Source organism: Arthrobacter sp. D1-17 (assembly GCF_054130535.1).
Genome location: NZ_CP096382.1, coordinates 2,748,055 through 2,765,828 on the forward strand (window position 1 = coordinate 2,748,055; position 17,774 = coordinate 2,765,828).

At 65.0% G+C, this 17,774-nt stretch carries 20 protein-coding genes; 3 read left to right on the forward strand and 17 right to left on the reverse strand.

All coding sequences use genetic code 11. From position 1 onward, the window contains the following. Positions 1-6 precede the first annotated feature (6 nt). The 6 genes from priA to M1E01_RS12800 form a co-directional block, all read right to left on the reverse strand. Positions 7-753, reverse strand: coding sequence for a bifunctional 1-(5-phosphoribosyl)-5-((5-phosphoribosylamino)methylideneamino)imidazole-4-carboxamide isomerase/phosphoribosylanthranilate isomerase PriA (gene priA, locus M1E01_RS12775; RefSeq protein WP_457971954.1), 747 nt, complete (start codon positions 751-753; stop codon positions 7-9). Positions 754-834: 81 nt separating this feature from the next. Next, a complete protein-coding gene (locus tag M1E01_RS12780; protein ID WP_457971955.1) occupies positions 835-993 on the reverse strand; it encodes a hypothetical protein in 159 nt (52 codons plus the stop codon). After that, the gene (hisH, locus tag M1E01_RS12785; RefSeq protein ID WP_457971956.1) at positions 994-1,734 is read right to left on the reverse strand and encodes an imidazole glycerol phosphate synthase subunit HisH; all 741 of its coding nucleotides are present in this window, start codon (positions 1,732-1,734) and stop codon (positions 994-996) included. After that, positions 1,731-2,357 (reverse strand): imidazoleglycerol-phosphate dehydratase HisB, encoded by a 627-nt coding sequence (gene hisB / locus M1E01_RS12790; RefSeq protein WP_457971957.1) that lies wholly within the window; start codon positions 2,355-2,357, stop codon positions 1,731-1,733. The genes hisH and hisB overlap by 4 nt, the downstream gene beginning before the upstream one ends. 62 nt (positions 2,358-2,419) lie before the next feature. Then, positions 2,420-3,538, reverse strand: coding sequence for a histidinol-phosphate transaminase (locus M1E01_RS12795; protein WP_457971958.1), 1,119 nt, complete (start codon positions 3,536-3,538; stop codon positions 2,420-2,422). Between the two features lie 82 nt (positions 3,539-3,620). Continuing rightward, positions 3,621-4,028, reverse strand: coding sequence for a LysM peptidoglycan-binding domain-containing protein (locus M1E01_RS12800; protein ID WP_457971959.1), 408 nt, complete (start codon positions 4,026-4,028; stop codon positions 3,621-3,623). Between the two features lie 335 nt (positions 4,029-4,363). Between M1E01_RS12800 and lexA the strand changes: the two genes are divergently transcribed. Then, the gene (gene lexA / locus M1E01_RS12805; protein WP_457971960.1) at positions 4,364-5,110 is read left to right on the forward strand and encodes a transcriptional repressor LexA; all 747 of its coding nucleotides are present in this window, start codon (positions 4,364-4,366) and stop codon (positions 5,108-5,110) included. A 55-nt stretch (positions 5,111-5,165) separates the two neighbouring features. On the opposite strand, the gene M1E01_RS12810 is transcribed toward lexA, so the two are convergent. Together M1E01_RS12810 and hflX are read right to left on the reverse strand one after the other, a co-directional pair. Beyond that, positions 5,166-7,238, reverse strand: coding sequence for an ATP-dependent DNA helicase (locus M1E01_RS12810; protein WP_457971961.1), 2,073 nt, complete (start codon positions 7,236-7,238; stop codon positions 5,166-5,168). Further along, the gene (hflX, locus tag M1E01_RS12815; protein ID WP_457971962.1) at positions 7,231-8,808 is read right to left on the reverse strand and encodes a GTPase HflX; all 1,578 of its coding nucleotides are present in this window, start codon (positions 8,806-8,808) and stop codon (positions 7,231-7,233) included. Before hflX ends, M1E01_RS12810 begins: the two co-directional genes overlap by 8 nt. A 342-nt stretch (positions 8,809-9,150) precedes the next feature. On the opposite strand from hflX, the gene M1E01_RS12820 reads away from it, so the two are divergent. Beyond that, complete coding sequence (locus M1E01_RS12820; protein ID WP_457971963.1) at positions 9,151-9,765, forward strand: class I SAM-dependent methyltransferase; 615 nt, start codon at positions 9,151-9,153, stop codon at positions 9,763-9,765. Here the strand turns inward: M1E01_RS12820 and dapF are convergent. The 6 genes from dapF to M1E01_RS12850 form a co-directional block, all read right to left on the reverse strand. Continuing rightward, positions 9,746-10,690 carry a diaminopimelate epimerase gene (gene dapF / locus M1E01_RS12825; RefSeq protein WP_457971964.1) on the reverse strand — a complete coding sequence of 315 codons (945 nt, stop codon included), beginning with the start codon at positions 10,688-10,690 and terminating at the stop codon, positions 9,746-9,748. The genes M1E01_RS12820 and dapF overlap by 20 nt on opposite strands. Before the next feature lie 65 nt (positions 10,691-10,755). Beyond that, positions 10,756-11,658 carry a tRNA (adenosine(37)-N6)-dimethylallyltransferase MiaA gene (gene miaA / locus M1E01_RS12830; RefSeq protein ID WP_457971965.1) on the reverse strand — a complete coding sequence of 301 codons (903 nt, stop codon included), beginning with the start codon at positions 11,656-11,658 and terminating at the stop codon, positions 10,756-10,758. Between the two features lie 3 nt (positions 11,659-11,661). After that, positions 11,662-13,206, reverse strand: coding sequence for a tRNA (N6-isopentenyl adenosine(37)-C2)-methylthiotransferase MiaB (miaB, locus tag M1E01_RS12835; RefSeq protein WP_457971966.1), 1,545 nt, complete (start codon positions 13,204-13,206; stop codon positions 11,662-11,664). An 89-nt stretch (positions 13,207-13,295) separates the two neighbouring features. Further along, positions 13,296-13,772 (reverse strand): regulatory protein RecX, encoded by a 477-nt coding sequence (locus tag M1E01_RS12840; protein ID WP_457974959.1) that lies wholly within the window; start codon positions 13,770-13,772, stop codon positions 13,296-13,298. Positions 13,773-13,887: 115 nt separating this feature from the next. Further along, on the reverse strand, positions 13,888-14,940 hold the full coding sequence (recA, locus tag M1E01_RS12845; RefSeq protein ID WP_457971967.1) for a recombinase RecA: 1,053 nt from the start codon (positions 14,938-14,940) through the stop codon (positions 13,888-13,890). Positions 14,941-15,146: 206 nt separating this feature from the next. After that, a complete protein-coding gene (locus M1E01_RS12850) occupies positions 15,147-15,371 on the reverse strand; it encodes a DUF3046 domain-containing protein (protein ID WP_457974960.1) in 225 nt (74 codons plus the stop codon). A gap of 43 nt (positions 15,372-15,414) precedes the next feature. On the opposite strand from M1E01_RS12850, the gene M1E01_RS12855 reads away from it, so the two are divergent. Continuing rightward, a complete protein-coding gene (locus M1E01_RS12855) occupies positions 15,415-15,930 on the forward strand; it encodes a MarR family winged helix-turn-helix transcriptional regulator (RefSeq protein WP_457971968.1) in 516 nt (171 codons plus the stop codon). Positions 15,931-15,990: 60 nt separating this feature from the next. Here the strand turns inward: M1E01_RS12855 and M1E01_RS12860 are convergent, their stop codons facing one another. The 3 genes from M1E01_RS12860 to pgsA form a co-directional block, all read right to left on the reverse strand. After that, on the reverse strand, positions 15,991-16,443 hold the full coding sequence (locus M1E01_RS12860; RefSeq protein WP_457971969.1) for a helix-turn-helix domain-containing protein: 453 nt from the start codon (positions 16,441-16,443) through the stop codon (positions 15,991-15,993). Positions 16,444-16,581: 138 nt separating this feature from the next. After that, complete coding sequence (locus M1E01_RS12865; protein WP_457971970.1) at positions 16,582-17,076, reverse strand: CinA family protein; 495 nt, start codon at positions 17,074-17,076, stop codon at positions 16,582-16,584. After that, positions 17,073-17,768, reverse strand: a complete 696-nt coding sequence (gene pgsA / locus M1E01_RS12870; RefSeq protein ID WP_457971971.1) for a CDP-diacylglycerol--glycerol-3-phosphate 3-phosphatidyltransferase — start codon at positions 17,766-17,768, stop codon at positions 17,073-17,075. The genes M1E01_RS12865 and pgsA overlap by 4 nt, the downstream gene beginning before the upstream one ends. Between the last annotated feature and the right edge of the window lie 6 nt (positions 17,769-17,774).

The window sequence follows — 17,774 nt, forward strand, 5'->3', positions numbered from 1 at the left end:
GGCAGCCTAGGGGCGGCCGGCGACGTCAAGGGCCTCGGGCAGGGTGAAGGCGCCGGCGTAGAGGGCCTTGCCGACAATCGCGCCTTCGACGCCCAGCGGGACCAGTGAGCGCAGGACCTTCAGGTCATCCAGGCTGGAGATCCCGCCGGAGGCCACCACGGGCTTGCCAGTCTTTTCCACCATCTGGCGCAACAGTTCAACGTTGGGTCCCTGCAGCGTGCCGTCCTTGGTCACGTCCGTCACCACGTAGCGGGCACAGCCCGCTTCCTCGAGGCGGCCCAGCACGTCCCAGAGGTCCCCGCCCTCTTTAGTCCAGCCGCGCCCAGCCAGGGTGGTGCCGCGGACGTCGAGTCCGACAGCGATCCGATCACCGAAGCGGTCGATGGCTCGGGCAGTCCACTCCGGGTTTTCCAGGGCCGCGGTTCCAAGGTTGACCCGCGCGACTCCCAGGTCCAGTGCCTTTTCCAGCGATTCGTCGTCGCGCAGGCCGCCGGAGAATTCCACCTTGATGTCCAGACGACCGACGACTTCGCGCAGCAACTCGGCATTCGAGCCGCGGCCGAAGGCCGCGTCCAGGTCCACGAGGTGGACCCACTCGGCGCCCTGCTGCTGCCAGTTCAGGGCCGCCTCCAAGGGGGTGCCATAGCTGGTTTCGCTGCCTGCTTCGCCCTGGACCAGGCGCACGGCCTGCCCGTTCACGACGTCGACTGCGGGAAGCAGTTCAAGTGCCGGCAGTTCGTTCTGGCTGGTCATCTCGGTCCTCAGTTCTCGTGGAGCACATGTGGTTATGAATTGCGCAGACGTCATGGCTGCGCGGTGGTCAGGGAGCCGGCGTCAGGATCCGGGCAGGGTCAGCAGGTAGGCGGCCAGCAGTGACATTGCCGCCAGGACGCCGAACCCTATTTGCGTCCAGAGCGGCTTCTCCTGCTGCCTGAAGGACAGCGCGCCGCCGATCAGCAAGCCGGCGAGGCCCATCAGGACGACCGACCACATCTAGGCGTCCGCTGGGGGGATGCGGTGCGAGGAACTGAGCAGGCTGGTCACCCAGTTCTTGAGGAGTCGGCCGCCGGCGTCGCCCGATTTTTCGGGGTGGAATTGCGTGGCGCACAGCGGACCGTTCTCCACGGCTGCGATGAAGGGTGCGCCGTGCTCGGACCAGGTGACGAGCGGTGGGGCCATGCGGGGCTGGATGACGTCGAAGTCCCAGCTCTGCACCCCATAGGAGTGCACGAAGTAGAACCGCTCATTCTCCACGCCTTCGAACAGCCTTGAACCCTCCGGAACCTTGACCGTGTTCCATCCCATGTGGGGAACCACGTCGGCGGGAAGGAGCTCAACCTTGCCTGGCCACTCCCCCATGCCTTCCGCTTCTGTCCCGTGTTCCACGCCCGCTTCGAAGAGCACCTGGAGGCCAACGCAGATGCCAAGGACCGGCCGGCCGCCGGCGACGCGGCGCCCGATCATCCGGATGCCGTCCACGGCTTTAAGCTCACGCATGACAGTTTCGAAGGCACCCACGCCCGGAACCACCAGGCCGTCAGCGTTCAGAACATCCTCCTGCTTGGAGCTCAGAATGACCTCAGCACCGGCGCGTTCGAGCGCCCGGACAGCAGAACGGACGTTGCCTGATCCATAGTCCAGCACGGTGACCGTCGGCTTCCCTTCGGGCGACGGGAGCTTCACCGTGGCCGAGGGGTCGATGATGGCGCCGTCGCGCAGCACTTTGCCTGTCACAGTGCACCCTTCGTGGACGGAATTCCCTCGACCCGGGGGTCGGGCTCGACGGCGGCGCGCAGCGCCCTGGCGAATGCTTTGAACTGGGCCTCGACAATGTGGTGCGGATCCCGCCCCGCGAGGACGTTCATGTGCAGGCAGATGCCGGCGTGCAGGGTGATGGCCTCAAAGACGTGGCGGGTTAGCGAACCGGTGAAATGCCCGCCGATCAGGTGGTATTCCTGGCCTGCCGGTTCACCTCCGTGCACGAGGTAAGGCCGGCCGGAAACATCAACCACCGCGTGGGCAAGTGCCTCGTCCAGCGGCACGGTTGCTTCACCGAAGCGGCGGATGCCGGCCTTGTTGCCGAGGGCGGTGCGCAGCACCTCGCCAAACGTGATGGCAACGTCCTCCACCGTGTGGTGGACATCGATGTGGATGTCGCCGGTAGCCTTCACGGTCATGTCGATCAGCGAGTGCTTGCACAGCGCGGTCAGCATGTGGTCGTAAAACGGGACCGAGGTGCTGATGTCTGATACTCCGGTGCCGTCGAGGTCGATCTCCACCAGAACGGAGGATTCACTGGTGGTGCGCTCCAGGCGCGCGGTGCGGGCCCCGACAGTCTTGATTCCGGTATCGGTCATGGTGATAGATGTCCTTTTTGACGAAGGATGATGCAGACGCTGCTCTCGGTCTACCCTCCAGTTTAGGCCGGAAGGGCTGCCTGCCGGGCCAGGATCGCTTCCAGCGCCCCGAGGAAGGCTGTGGTTTCCGTCTCAGTACCCGCGGTAACACGCAGGTGCCCGGGGATCCCGACATCCCTAATCAGGACACCGGAGTCCAGCAGCTCCTGCCACACCTGGTGGGGGTTCTCGATGCCGCCGAAGAAGACGTAGTTGGAGTCCGACGCCGCAGGCTTCAGACCCATCCGCGTCAGCTCTGTGACAATCCGGTCGCGCTGGCGCTTGATGTCCTCGACGTCGGCCATCAGAGCCTCCCTGTGCTCCAGCGCGGCCAGAGCAGTGGCCTGGGTGATCGCCGACAGGTGGTACGGAAGGCGGACAAGGCGCAGCGCGTCGGCCACTTCCGGGGCTGCTGCCATGTATCCGAGCCGGGCTCCGGCCAGGGCAAAGGCCTTGCTCATGGTCCGGGACACTATGAGCCGCTCACGCCCGGGCAGCAGCGTCAGGGCGCTGGGCGTGCCGTCGTGCGCAAACTCGTGGTAGGCCTCGTCGACAATCACAACGGTCTGGCTGGCTTCGCCGGCTTGATACACGGCTTCTACTACATCCAGCCCCAGGCCCGTGCCGGTGGGATTGTTTGGCGAGCACAGGAACACGACGTTCGGCTGCAGCTCCCGGACCTGGCGTGCCGCGGACTCGGCGCTCAGGCCGTAGTCCTCCGCCCGCTGCCCCACGATGTATTCAGTGTCGGTGCCGCTGGCCAGCAGCGGGTACATGGAGTACGTGGGCGGAAATCCCAACGCCGTGCGGCCGGGGCCGCCGAAGGCCTGGAGGATCTGCTGGAGGACTTCATTGGAGCCGTTGGCCGCCCAGATGTTTTCGGCGCCCAGACCGTGGCCCAGGTATTCGGCGAGGGCTTCCCGGAGCTGGGTGAATTCGCGGTCCGGGTAGCGGTTCAGTCCGGCCGCAGCCTCTGTCACAGCCTCCGATATGGCTGCCCTGACATCGGCCGGTACGCCATGAGTGTTCTCATTGACGTTCAGCAGGATAGGCACGTCCAGCTGCGGCGCGCCGTAGGGCGTCAACCCCCGCAGGTTGGTCCGAAGGGGAAGGCGGTTCAGTCGCTCAAGCTGGTCGGTCACGTGGACAGTTTATTTGCCCGAAGCGGCTGGCAGGAAACTGTGGCCGGTGCGACGGCAGGCAGGGAGCGATTCTGCACCGCATTCAGGACTTGGCGGACGGGACGAACAGCTGCTGCCCCGGCAGAACTTTGCCGTCCTCCAGATCGTTCAGCTGGACAATGTCGGCAATAGTGTCGCGGGCGTCCCTGTGGGGATCCGCGTCCACGGCGATGGCCCATAGCGACTCCCCGGGCTGCACCGTCACAGTGACCGTCTCCGTGACCGAGAGTTCGCTGGCCGCGTCGGCTGCCTTAGCCGGGGAATTCAGCAGTCCGGCCAGAGTCAACAGAAGCGCCGCCAGAAGCACCAGCGGCAACCCGATCAGAACGATGCGGCCCCGGCGGGTCAGACGCAGACGCGGCGGCTTCCCCGCCTGTTCGGTCCTGCCCTGGGACGGGACTGGGTGGGACTGGAGCGAAAGAGGCTGATGAACGGTTGTTGAAGCTGACATGACCTGAGCCCTCCTGGACTACTCTGTGCTGCTGCTCTGTGCTGCTGCCGGTCGATACTGCTGAGCATGTCCGCCAGTGTGTTCGAAGAACCGACCGGACCTGCAGTTGCAATAGAACACATATTCGAACTTTTGCTTCTCCAGTTTTAGCACTTATCAACGAATAAAGTCGAGACTCGCTAGAACAAATGTTTGAAAAAGCCCTGCGGCTGGCCTACGTTTGAAATCGAAGAACAACCACTTCTGCAGTTGATCAGCAGGGTCTGACATTTTCAGGCCGGGGGTTCCCGGCACTGCAGCCCGCAGACCGGGTGGAACGAAAGGCATTTGCGAACATGGCAGCATCAGCCTCCGAAGGCAAAGCTACCCAGCGCAGCCAGCGGCCCCGGAAGCCCAAGGGGCTGACGATTCGTCAGAAGAAGATACTGGAGACCATCCAGCGCTCGGTCAATGACAACGGCTACCCTCCCTCCATGCGGGAGATTGGAGACATCGTCGGGCTGGCCAGCCTGTCCAGCGTTACTCACCAGCTCTCTCAACTGGAAAAGCTCGGGTATCTCCGGCGCGATCCCAAGCGGCCCCGCGCCATGGAAGTCCTCATGCCGCTGACGCTGGACGCCGGCCTGTCCAAGACCTCCGATCCCGAGCAGGACGTGCGGCTTCAGAGTGTCGGCCCGGTCAGTGTGTCCGAGCTTCCCAGCGCAACCGACACCGCCATGGTGCCGCTCGTCGGGCGCATCGCTGCCGGCGGCCCCATCCTCGCCGACCAAATGGTGGAGGAGCTCATGCCACTCCCCCGGCAGCTTGTGGGCCACGGGGAACTGTTCATGCTGCGCGTCGCAGGGGACTCCATGGTGGATGCTGCCATCTGCGACGGCGACTGGGTGGTTGTACGCCGGCAGAGTGACGCCGTCAACGGCGACATCGTTGCGGCCCTGCTGGATGACGAAGCAACAGTGAAGACATTTCGGCAGCGGGATGGCCACACGTGGCTGCTTCCGCAAAACACGCAGTACGAGCCCATTCTGGGCGACCACGCCATCGTCATGGGCAAGGTCGTCTCGGTGCTCCGCTCGCTCTAGGCGTGTCCGCTTCAGGGACAAGCTCTCGCTGCGACCGTCACACGCAAGCCTGCCCTCAGTCAGCCCGGGCGAGTCGTTCCAATGCCGCAAGGGCGATCTTGCGGTCGGTCGTCGGCCAGAACGGTGGAAGCGCTGCCCGCAGGAACGCGCCGTAACGCTCAGTGGAGAGGCGCGAATCCAGTACAGCCACCACACCCCTGTCATCGGTGGACCGGATGAGACGACCGGCACCCTGGGCCAGGCGGATCGCGGCGTGGGTCGCCGAGACGGACATGAAGCCGTTGCCGCCGGACTGCGCCACTGCCCGGGAGCGGGCAGTCATCAGCGGATCATCCGGCCGCGGAAACGGAATCCTGTCGATCACTACAAGCCTGCAAGAGCCACCCGGCACGTCCACCCCCTGCCATAGCGACATGGTCCCGAAGAGGCAGGTATCCGGCTCGTCCGCGAACTGCTTAACCAGCGCGGTCATCGTGGAGTCTCCCTGGCAAAGCACGTCGACGTCCAGGCGCGGCCTCAGGGCATCCGCGGCCTCCTCAGCGGCACGGCGGGATGAGAAGAGGCACAGTGCTCCACCTCCGGAGGCCCTGATCAGCGCTTCGAGTTCGTCCAGCGCTTCAGGCGACGTGCCCCTCCCCGGCTTGGGCAGATGCCCTGCCACGTAGAGTATGCCTTGCTTGGGGTAGTCAAACGGCGATCCGACGTCCACTCCGGTCCAGCCGGGGGCGCCGTCACCCAGGAGGCCGAGGCCGCCGGCAGCGGGTTCGAACGCGGAACCGATGGCGAGCGTAGCGGAAGTCAGCACCACCGTGTGGTCCGCGAACAATCCCTCCCGCAGGCGCCCGGCGACGCTGAGTGGTGCGATGTTGATCAGCGCGGGCTGCGTGTCATCCGGCGGTGAGTACCCCTGCTGGGGATCGAAGGTGCTGTTCCGCGAAAACCAGACAACCTCGCGGTTCTCGCGTGCGGCGAGCAGCCGTTCGCACAGTTCCAGGATGACGAGGAGGCGGGAGCGCGCGAGCTGCCGGCCGCCGTCGGCCGTGCTGTTACTGTCCCCCTTGGAATCCGAGAGCGCCGCCCGGCACGCCTCCCGGAGCTGGTCAACGCAGTCGAGCTGTTCCGCGTTTAATCCGTTGGGCAGCAGACCGCTGGGGACAGCCGCGAGGGCAAGTTCAAGGTTGGCCGCCGCGTTGTTGAGCGCGTCCACGGTAATCCCGGTGTGTTTGCGGGCACCTGATGCTGCCGCATGGACCATGGCGACGGACAGCTGTCCGGACACTGCGCCGGTGACCCGGTCGTGCAGCTCGTGAGCTTCATCGACGACGACCACATCGTATTCGGGCAGGACCGCCAGGCCCTCAAATGCGCTGACTGCAAGCATGGCATGGTTGGTGACGACGACGTCGGCATCGGCTGCCTCGTGCCGGGCCAGCTCGCTGAAGCATTCTTCGGCGAGCGGACACTTCTGGGCGCCCAGGCATTCCATCGAAGTGACGGAGACCTGCCGCCAGGCGCGGTCCGTGACACCGGGAAGGAGCTCGTCGCGGTCGCCCGTGGTGGTCTTTTCCGCCCATTCGCGGAGGCGGACGACCTCCTTGCCAAGCTGTGACGACGGCCCGCCCATGGCAGCCGCGAAGTGCGGGACGCTGGTGTCCTCGCCCAAGGAGAAAAGCTGCCCCTCGGCGGGCTCCTCGGAGGGAAAGCCCCCTTCGAGCTTGTGCCGGCAGACGTAGTTGGCACGGCCTTTGACGAGGGCAACCTTCACCGGGCGGTCGAGTGCCGGTTTGAGGCTCTCCAACAGCCGGGGAAGGTCGCGGCCAACGATCTGGGTCTGCAGCGCCAGGGTGGCCGTTGAGACGAGTGTGGGCTTGTTGCTTTCCAGCGAGTGGGCGATGAGCGGGACCAGGTAGGCGAGGGATTTTCCGGTGCCTGTGCCGGCCTGGACCAGCAGGTGGTGGCCGGTTTCAATGGCCCGGGCCACCTGCCGCGCCATCTCATGCTGGCCGCTGCGGCTCTGGCCGCCCATGGCCGCCACGGCACGGTCGAGGAGCTCGATGACGAACTCCTCGCCGGCCGTGGCGCCGGAGGAGGGAGCGGCACCGGCGGAGGCTGCCGCCCGGTCAGTCATTGATGATGAAGGATTCCAGTTCAGCCGCAAGGCCTTCCCGGACCATGACCACGGCCCGGGTGCCGCCCTCTTCGTGCTCCATGCTGAGGATCTCCGCATCAGACTCGTGGAGCTTGTTGATCAGGTCTCCGCGATGGTACGGCACCAGCAGTTCAAGCTTGACGCTGGGCCGCGGAATCCCGTCGCTGATCGCCTTAAGCAGCTCGGGAATTCCCTGGCCGGTGCGGGCCGACACCACCACATGGCGCGGCTCGCGCTGCTTCAGTCGCTCGACGACGAACGGATCCGCCGCGTCAGCCTTGTTCAGAACGATGATCTCGGGCACCTTGCGCGCGTCCACCTCGGCGAAGACGGAGCGCACAGCAGCGATCTGGCCCTCCGGATCCGGGTGGGAGACATCCACAACGTGCAGGATCAGATCTGCGTCTGCCACTTCCTCCAGCGTGGAGCGGAAAGCCTCCACCAGCTGTGTGGGAAGTGACCGGACGAAGCCCACCGTGTCCGCGAGCGTGTACCCCAGACCGTCCGCGGTCTCCGCCTTGCGCACGGTCGGATCCAGCGTGGCGAACAAGGCGTTTTCGACCAGGACGCCGGCATCAGTCAGCCGGTTCAGCAGTGAGGACTTGCCGGCGTTGGTGTACCCGGCGATCGCCACGGACGGTACGGCATTACGACGCCGGTTGGCCCGCTTGGTTTCCCGGGCCGGCTTCATCGCGGCAATCTCGCGGCGCAGCTTCGCCATCCGCGTGCGGATGCGCCGCCGGTCCAGTTCGATCTTGGTTTCACCGGGACCACGCGAGCCCATGCCTGCACCGGCGCCGCCCACCTGGCCACCGGCTTGGCGGGACATCGATTCGCCCCAGCCACGGAGGCGTGGGAGCAGGTATTCGAGCTGCGCGAGCTCCACCTGAGCCTTGCCTTCGCGGCTCTTCGCATGCTGGGCGAAGATGTCGAGGATCAGCGCGGTGCGGTCAATGACCTTGACTTTGACGATGTCTTCGAGCCCGCGGCGCTGCGAGGGGGCAAGTTCCGCGTCCACCACCACGGTATCTGCGCCGGTGGCCATCACGACGTCCTTGAGCTCCAGGGCCTTTCCGGCGCCCAAGAAAGTCCCGGGGTCAGGTTTTGCCCGCCGCTGGACCAGCCCATCGAGAACTTCCGACCCAGCCGTTTCGGCGAGGGCGGCCAGTTCCCGCAAGGAGTTCTCGGCGTCGGCGAGGGTGCCTTCGCTCCAGAGCCCAGCCAAAACCACACGCTCCAGGCGCAGCTGCCGGTATTCAACTTCGGTGACGTCTTCGAGTTCGGTGGACAGCCCAGCCGTACGGCGCAGTGCGCGGCGTTCCTCGAGGTCCTGCTGGTCGCCGTCGAACATACTGTGTTCTTCGTCAAGGCGCGAGATGGCCTGCGCTGTGCCAAGGACCGCGTTACTGCCGGCTTCCGGGCCGTTAGCAGCTGCGGCGCCCCGGGCCGGGACGTCCTTGGAGAGGATCCGGTCGATCACAGCCTGGATTTCCTCAGGGCTCATGTCCTGGGCGGCTGGGTCGGATCCGGAATTGTGCTGACTGGTCATGGTCTCCTTAAAAGGTTCTGCATCTTTAGAATAGTGCTGATTGCCGCCCTTGGGCACGGTATTCGCGCTGGGCTGACTGGGAAGGGTCACGGAGGCTCCTGACATGCCGCGGGCTTGGAGCCGGAGCGGCAGGAAATGGACTGATTGAGCGTCAATGGGCGCGCTCCGCGCGGAAGGCTGTACACCTGCATCGCAACGGGAGGGCATGTGGCCGGAGGCCGCGGCTTGAACCTGCGGCCGACAAATACCGGCTACTCAAAAGTCAGGAACATGCCTACTAGAATACCAGAACTCCGGCGCCGGTTTTCCATCAGGCCGGTCAGCCCACTAATCTGGCCAGTTATGGACTCTGCCCACTATTTCAGCGCCTCGCCCGCAGGGCCGTTCACCCGCAAGCCGCTTACCGTGGAGCTGGCCGGTGAACCGCGGAAGCTGCACACTTCCTCGGGTATTTTCAGCCCGGACGGGATCGATAAGGGCACGGCGATATTGCTGGCGGAAGTCCCTGCCCCGGCGCCGCAGGGGAATCTGCTGGACATAGGCTGCGGCTGGGGCCCCATCGCGCTGACCATGGCGCTGCGTGCGCCGCATGCGCAGGTTTACGCGGTGGACGTCAACGAACGCTGCATCGCACTCACGAACGAGAACGCCGCCCTTCTTGGGTTGGACAATGTCGCCGCCAGCTTGCCGGAGGAGGTCGATCCGGAGCTGCGCTTCGATACCATCTGGTCCAATCCGCCGATCCGGGTCGGCAAGGACGAGCTGCATTCACTGCTGTTGCTCTGGCTGCCGCGTCTGGCACCGGGCGGCTCGGCCTGGATGGTGGTGCAGAAAAACCTGGGTTCCGATTCGCTGCAGCGCTGGCTGGACACGGCGCTCGATGAGTCCTTCACGGTGACCCGTGAGAGCACGTCCAAGTCGTTCCGGATCCTGCGGGTCAGGAAAGCGTCCCGCTAGCTACGATCGTTGCCGGACCGCTCAGCTCCACGTGCTCACGGCCGTCAGCCACGGTGAAGAATTTCACACCGACGACGCCGCCCGGCACCTTTACCTGCCAAGCGTCCGGTGCGCCCTGACCGGCCCAGTGACGGATTGCTACGGCGGCGGCGCAGGCACCTGTTCCGCACGACTGTGTTTCCCCGACTCCGCGTTCGTGCACACGCATGGTGACTGTGCCCACACCGTCGTGGACCAGGGGTTCGGAGGGCACAACAAATTCAACGTTGGTTCCGTGCTCGGGCTTCGGATCAACATGCGGTGCGGTGAAGAGCTTCATGCCGTCAAGCTCGGACAGCTCAGCCAGGGCGACGACCGTGTGCGGGTTTCCCATGCTGACGGACAGTGCGGGCCGCGGCACCTCCAGGCCGTCAGCGCTGACCAGGGAGTCCATGGCGCGGGCGGCAGCATCGGCGGGGAAAATAAACTCCCAAGGGCCCATATCCACGGCGTAGCCGTCGGCTGTGCGGACGATCGTCTTCACGCCGCCGCGCGTTCCGACCGTCAGTGAGCCGCCAGGCGGCAGCTCCGCCAGGCCCTCGGCGAGGAGGAAGTGAACGAAGACCCGGACGCCGTTCCCGCACATCTCGGACAGCGAGCCGTCGCCGTTGCGGTAGTCCATGAACCATTCGGCATCCGGGTTCACAGAGAGGATCTGCCGGCCCTCATCGAGCAGCCGGGACGGGACCGCACGGATGAGTCCGTCCCCGCCAATGCCGCGGTGCCGGTCGCAGAGCTCAGCGACCTGGTGCGGGGAGATGGAATGGATGCCCTCGGGATCCGCGATCAAGACGAAGTCATTGCCGGTGCCGTGGCCCTTCGAGAAGCGGAGGCCGCTCAGGTGTGACACCGGGCGTTCGTCGGCTTCTGTAAGGGCTTCATTCATGTTTCAAGGTTACCCGTCGGCTCAACGGTCCGAAAAACGGAGGCCGCCCTGCATCTGCGATCCCGTCAGCAGCAGAGGGCCGCGGCCTTGGCGACCAGATCAGGATCCTGCCAGTCTACCCATGCAATGCGCGGATCGGCCCGGAACCAGGTGAGCTGGCGGCGGGCAAACTGCCGGGTGGCCACGATCGTCTCCTCCGCTGCCTGCGCCACATCCGTCGCGCCGTCGAGCACTTTCAAAAACTGGGCGTATCCCAGCGCGCGGGGCGCAGTGCGGCCCCGCCGGAGCCCGGCAGCGTCAAGGCGTTCAACCTCAGCCAGGAGTCCCTTCCCGACCATGCGGTGGACGCGGTCGGCGAGCCGGTCTCGGAGTATCTCCCGGTCGACTTGCAGGCCGATCTGCACCGTGGGCTGAACGTACTCGCGGTTGGGCATGAACGAACTGAACGGACGGCCTGTCAGCTCAAAGACCTCCAGGGCCCGGATGATCCGGCGCGCGTCTCCCAGCCGTCCGGCAGAGGCCGGGTCGACGCGCCGCAACCGTTCCAGCAGAGGGGCAACGCCGGCGTCCGCGTGTTCCTGCTCAAGGCGCTTCCGGATGGAGGGAGAGGTACCCGGGAACTCGAGGATGTCGACGGCAGCACGGACATAAAGCCCGGAGCCGCCGGCGAGAATGGCACGTTTCCCGCGGCGGTGGATGTCAGCGATGGCGGCGCGTGCCTGCTGCTGGAACTCGGACACCGACGCTTCCTCGGTGACGTCCAGAGTGTCCAGCAGGTGGTGCGGAATCCCCTTGCGCTCAGCCTCGGTGACTTTGGCGGTTCCGATGTCCATGCCGCGGTAAAACTGCATGGCGTCTGCGTTGATGACCTCGCCGTCAAGTTTCAGCGCGAGCTCGACGGCCAGGTCCGATTTTCCGGAACCGGTGGGCCCAACCACCGTGATGACGGGCGGCTGCCTGGCGTCCACGGGCTAGCGGCTGCGGATCGGTAGTGACGGCATGCCGAGTGAGACGTTGGATTTCCCGCCCGGGGCAGCCGGCGCGGGAGCGCCGCAGGAATCCGACTGTGACCTGTCCCAGGCGTCCCCCGCCCGCGAACGGCGGAGGGAGTAGTCCGCAGCCGTTGCAGGGTCGGCGACCAGGTGGAAAGCGGCAGCCCCGGTGATCGTGACGGTGACGAGGTCACCTGGCCGAGGGGCTGGGGCACCGCCAGGCACCGAGAAGTGGACGAGCCGCTGGTCCTGCGCCCTGCCGGACAGGCGGTGGGTTTCCTCTGCCTTGCGTCCCGACTGCGCAGTCACCATAACCTCAACCCGCCGTCCAAGCTGCTTTGCGTTTTCCTCTGCAGCGATGCGGTCCTGAAGGGCAGTGAGCCGCTCGAAGCGCTCCTGGACCACCGCTTTAGGCAGCTGGTCGGGAAGGTCGGCCGCCGGTGTCCCGGGCCGCTTGGAGTACTGGAAAGTGAAGGCGGTGGCGAAGCGCGACTTCTCAACAACGTCCAGGGTCCCCTGGAAATCCTCTTCCGTCTCGCCCGGGAAACCCACAATGATGTCCGTGGAGATCGCGGCGTGCGGCATTTTCTCCCGGACCTTGTCGAGGATTCCGAGGAACTTGGAGGAGCGGTAGGAACGCCGCATGTCCTTCAGGACCTTGTCTGAGCCCGACTGCAGCGGCATGTGCAGCTGCGGCATGACATTGGGCGTCTCGGCCATGGCGTCGATGACGTCGTCCGTAAATGCGGCCGGGTGCGGGCTGGTGAAGCGGACCCTTTCCAGGCCATGGATCACACCACAGGCGCGCAGCAGTTTGGAGAACGCCTGGCGGTCGCCGAACTCCACGCCGTAGGAGTTGACGTTCTGGCCCAGGAGGGTCACTTCGATGGCGCCGTCCTCCACCAAGGCTTGAACTTCGGCGAGGATGTCCCCGGGCCGGCGGTCCTTTTCCTTGCCGCGGAGGGCTGGAACGATGCAGAAAGTGCAGGTGTTGTTACAGCCGACGGAAATGGACACCCAGCCGGAATAGACTGAGTCGCGCTTCGTGGGCAGTGTCGACGGGAAGACGTCCAGCGATTCAAGGATCTCCAGCTGGGCCTCGCTGTTGTGGCGCGCCCGGTCCAAAAGGGCCGGCAGGGCACCGACGTTGTGCGTGCCAAAGACGGCGTCCACCCATGGGGCCTTCTTCAGAATGGCCTCGCGGTCCTTCTGCGCCAGGCAGCCGCCGACGGCGATCTGCATTCCGGGGTTGGCGGCCTTGACCGGCGCCAGCTGGCCCAGGTTGCCGTACAGCTTATTGTCCGCGTTTTCCCTGACAGCGCATGTGTTGAACACCACGACGTCGGCCTGGGTGCCATCCGCCGGAACGTAGCCTGCCGCTTCGAGCATCCCGGCCATGCGTTCGGAATCGTGGACGTTCATTTGGCATCCGAAAGTCCGCACCTGGTAGGTGCGGGGTGCGCCGGAAGCGCCGCCGGCTGCGGGTACGGCGTCGGTTACGGGGGAAGGGTAGGTCAGACTCACCCATTAAGCGTACCGGCTGCGTCCAGATCCCGGATTCGTCCCCCGGCTGGGCCTGCTTGGCCGCCGGTGCTTCAGCTGGCGGAGAAGCTCTAGCTGCCCGAGACTGAGTCCAGCACTTCGCCGACGATGCGGAAGGCCTGCGAGGGCTGGTACCCCTTGCGCGCGAGCATGGAGGCCAGGCGCCGGGTTGCCTTGTCCCGCTCGGCGCGGTCCGTCAGGTCCACGCCCGGCCGCAGCTTGCGCTCCACCAGGTGCCGGGCCGCAGCTTCCTCGTCCTCGTCGCTAAGCTGCCCCAGCGCTGATGCCGCGGTCTCGGGGTCGATGCCCTTCTCGGCCAGTTCGCGGCGCAGGGCACCCTTGGCCAGCTTGCGGTTCTGCGAGCGGCTGCGCACCCACATATCGGCGAATTCCGCGTCATTGACGAGTTTGACTTCTTCGAACCGGTCCAGAACAGCAACGGCGACGTCTTCCGGCACGTTGCGTTCGGCCAGTTTGCGCTCCAGCTGCAGCCTGCTCTTAGGGGAGTTCGTCAGCTGGCGCAGCACGATGGCCCGCGCCACCGCCACAGGATCTGCTTCTCTGTCCTCCGGCGGTGGCGGCGGCTCATTCTGTCCCGGCGGAGATGCCGGGGCGGACCAGTCGCCGTCCTCGGCACCGCCGTCCCGGCCTCGCCGCCTGCTGCTAGAAGCCGTCAACAGCCTTCAGCTTCGGTGAAGCCTCTGTTTCAGCAGCGGGCTTGACTCCAACGCCGAGCTTTTCCTTGATGAGCCGCTCCAGTTCCGCCGCGAGTTCGGGGTTGTCGCGAAGGAAGCGCCGGGAGTTCTCCATGCCCTGCCCAAGCTGGTCGCCGTCATAGGTGAACCAGGACCCGGACTTCTTGATGATGCCGTGCTCCACGCCCATGTCGATGATGCCGCCCTCTCGGGAGATGCCCTGCCCGTAGATGATGTCGAACTCGGCGACCTTGAAGGGCGGGGCCATCTTGTTCTTGACGATCTTGGCCTTGGTACGGTTACCGACAGAGTCGGCACCTTCCTTCAGCGTCTGAATGCGGCGGACGTCAATACGGACGGACGCGTAGAACTTCAGCGCCTTACCACCGGTGGTGGTTTCGGGTGAGCCGAAGAACACGCCGATCTTTTCGCGAAGCTGGTTGATGAAGATGGCGGTGGTCTTGGTCTGGCTCAGCCGGCCGGTGATCTTTCGGAGGGCCTGGCTCATTAGCCGCGCCTGGAGGCCGACGTGGCTGTCGCCCATGTCGCCTTCGATTTCCGCGCGCGGGACGAGGGCGGCCACGGAGTCAATGACCACGACGTCCAGTGAACCGGAGCCCACCAGCATGTCCATGATCTCGAGGGCCTGTTCACCGGTGTCCGGCTGGGAGACCAGCAGGGCATCTGTATCCACACCCAGCCTGGCCGCGTACTCGGGGTCAAGGGCGTGTTCGGCGTCGATGAATGCGGCGATGCCGCCGTTGCGCTGGGCGTTCGCCACGGCATGGAGCGCGACGGTGGTCTTACCGGAGGATTCCGGCCCGTAGATCTCCACGACCCTGCCGCGAGGAAGCCCGCCGATGCCAAGCGCGACATCCAGGGCAATCGATCCGGTGGGAATGACCTCGATGGGGGCCCGGGTCTCATCGCCCAGCCGCATGATCGATCCCTTGCCGAACTGCTTGTCAATCTGGGCAAGCGCTGCTTCAAGCGCCTTTGCACGGTCCGGGGCTGCCGCCATGGTTCACACCTCTGTTGCTTTCTCGCTGTGGAGTGGCCTGTGCGGCCCTTTTCTCTGTCATCCCTGACGCTATCGCCGGCCAGTGACAATATTGCCCGGCGCGGCTGCGTATGTGGATAACCCGCTGGAAAAAAGCATAGTCCCATCCGAACAGATATTCGAAGAACCGGTCGGCGTGTCAGGACTCTGCCAGCGGAATGGGAGGATCAGTTCTTGGTGGGTTTGACGTCGCGACCCAGGCGCCGTTCTGCCGGAACGTCCTGTACGTCGCACATAGCCAGCCAAATGTCCCGGGGATTGACACCGGCAGCCAATGCTTCATCGGCGGTCCGGCCTCCTACTCCTGCAAGGCTCAGCGAACTGCTGAGTACACGGGAATAGCCTGCACCGAACTCATCGTCCATGAGCCGCCAAAAATCACTGATCCGCACAGGATAGAGTCTCTCATGGCCGGCGGACTCTAGAATGGTTGCCATGAGCAACCCCGTTGACGTCCCGGGAACGTCCGCCCCTGCTGAAGACACCCTTGATGAGGCCCTGAAGTCTGTGGAGCAGCAGATCAGCATCTTCTGGCGGCGCGCCCGCGCTGTTTCCCAGCAGCTGTCGCGCCAGGTGCATCCGGACATGGAGCCCGCTGCCTACGGGCTGCTCACGATGATCCGCAAGACGGGACCCATCAGACTGACTGAACTCGCGTCCTGCATCGGAGTCGGCAAGCCTTCGGTGAGTCGTCAGATCGCGTTTTTGGAGAACATCGGCCTCGTCGTCAAGGAAGCGGATCCGCTCGATGGGCGCGCGCAGACAATCCGCCTCACACCCAAGGGCGAAGAGAAGATGCACCAGGTGCAGGACGCCAGGCACCAGGTCTTCCGGGAGCGGTTGGGCGAATGGCCGGTGGAGGATCTTGAAGCACTTGCCACCTATATGGCCAAGCTCAATGCAACATACGAACGTGACGGGTTTCCCCGGGACGAACACCCCCAGGCGTAACGAAAGCCCCCGGCTGCTGCCGCGGGCTTTCGTTAGGCGAAGCTTTGGGTTCGGTTCCGGTTACCGGGCTCCGGACAGCAGGCCCTTGGCAAGCTCGTTGTTCAGCTCAGTGTTGAGGTCGCGGTCGAGATCACGGCCGTAACGCTGGGAGAATTCCTGCGGCACCGTGTCGGGCACTGCAACGCCCTCGGCCACCGCCACACGGTCGCTGACCTCACGGAGCATGCTGGAGAGCGGCACGTCCAGGGCAGAGCAAATCGAGGACAGGAGCTCGGAAGAGGCTTCCTTCTGGCCGCGCTCCACTTCACTCAGGTAACCCAGGGAAACCCGGGCGCTGTGCGACACTTCGCGGAGGGTACGCCCCTGGCGCTGGCGGACATCGCGCAGGACATCACCGATTTCGTGACGAAGTACTACCATCTTGCGCTCCTTCTGTTCGCTCTTGGACTGATCAGCGAGGCCCACATCCTTCCAGCGGACAACGCCGTTCACGGATACGGGCTGCTTTACCATCTGTATCGCCTTGCTCCCTCATGAGTCCGGTCCGCTGAAGGGCGAACCGATGTTGGTATTTTCATCCTAGGCGCCTCCCCATTGCGGAAGCGACACAATGTAACAACTATTAGGAAATGCTTTTTGTTCCCGGCAACTTTACTCCTGGTAACTTAGCGAGGCCAGCGCCTCCCGAAGCCGTTCCAGCGCAGCCTCGCAAGCCAGCGCCCTGATCTCCGCCCGCGTGCCCTCGAAACTGTAGGGAAAGGACGTGGAACCGTGGGCACTGGCGACACCGATGAACACCGTTCCCACCGGTTTCCCGTCATGCTCCCCCGGCCCCGCCACGCCGGTGGTTGCTACGGCCAGGTCCGCTCCGCAGGCGCTGCGGGCACCTTCGGCCATGGCGGCGGCCACCTCGCCGTCCACGGATCCCACGGCGTCCAGCAGCTCCTGGGGAACGCGGAGGAGGTCACGCTTGACCGAATTGCTATAGGAGACGACGCCGCCGCGCAGCATGGCGGAGGCGCCGGGCGTGTCAGCAAGCATGGCGCTGACCATGCCCGCGGTCAGGGACTCTGCGGTGGCTATCGTGACGCCGCGTCCTGCCGCCGCCGCCACGGTTTCGCCGGCAAGTCTGTGAAGGTTGCTCATACCTGCCCCTCCCGGGTGTCCGGCCCGCGCTGTTCTTCTGCCTCGCGCTGTTCTTCGGCCCTGCGCTGTTCTTCGGCCCTGTGGCGCAGCCCCTGCGAGCGGACCTTCAGTGCCTCGATGACATACTCGACGCCGGTCCACACCGTGATGAGCACGGCGACCAGCATCACGGCGAGGGCCACCCAGGTCAGCCATGGCGCGATGGCCGACAACGGGAGCAGGTACAGGAAGATCGCGGCGGTCTGCACCACAGTCTTGAATTTTCCTCCGCGCGATGCCGGAATGACGCCATAACGAATGACGAAGAACCGCAGTGCGGTGATGCCCCATTCGCGGACAAGGATGACCACCGTGATCCACCAGGGCAGTTCGTTTAGCACAGAGAGCATGACCAGGGCGGAGCCGGTCAGCAGCTTGTCTGCAATGGGATCGGCAATCTTACCGAAATCGGTGACCAATCCGCGGCTGCGGGCAATGTCGCCGTCGAGCTTGTCCGTATAGATGGCGACGGCGAAAACCGCCACGGCGGCCCACCTCCAAGGCCCGGACTCGCTGCTGAGCCCTGGCGCGTCCGCCAGGAGGAACCAGACGAAGAACGGCACCAGCACGATGCGGAGCATCGTGAGGATGTTGGGTAGATTCCAGATCCCGGAGCTGTTGGAGCCGGCCGCGGTCGCTTCGGTGCTAGTCACCTTCCT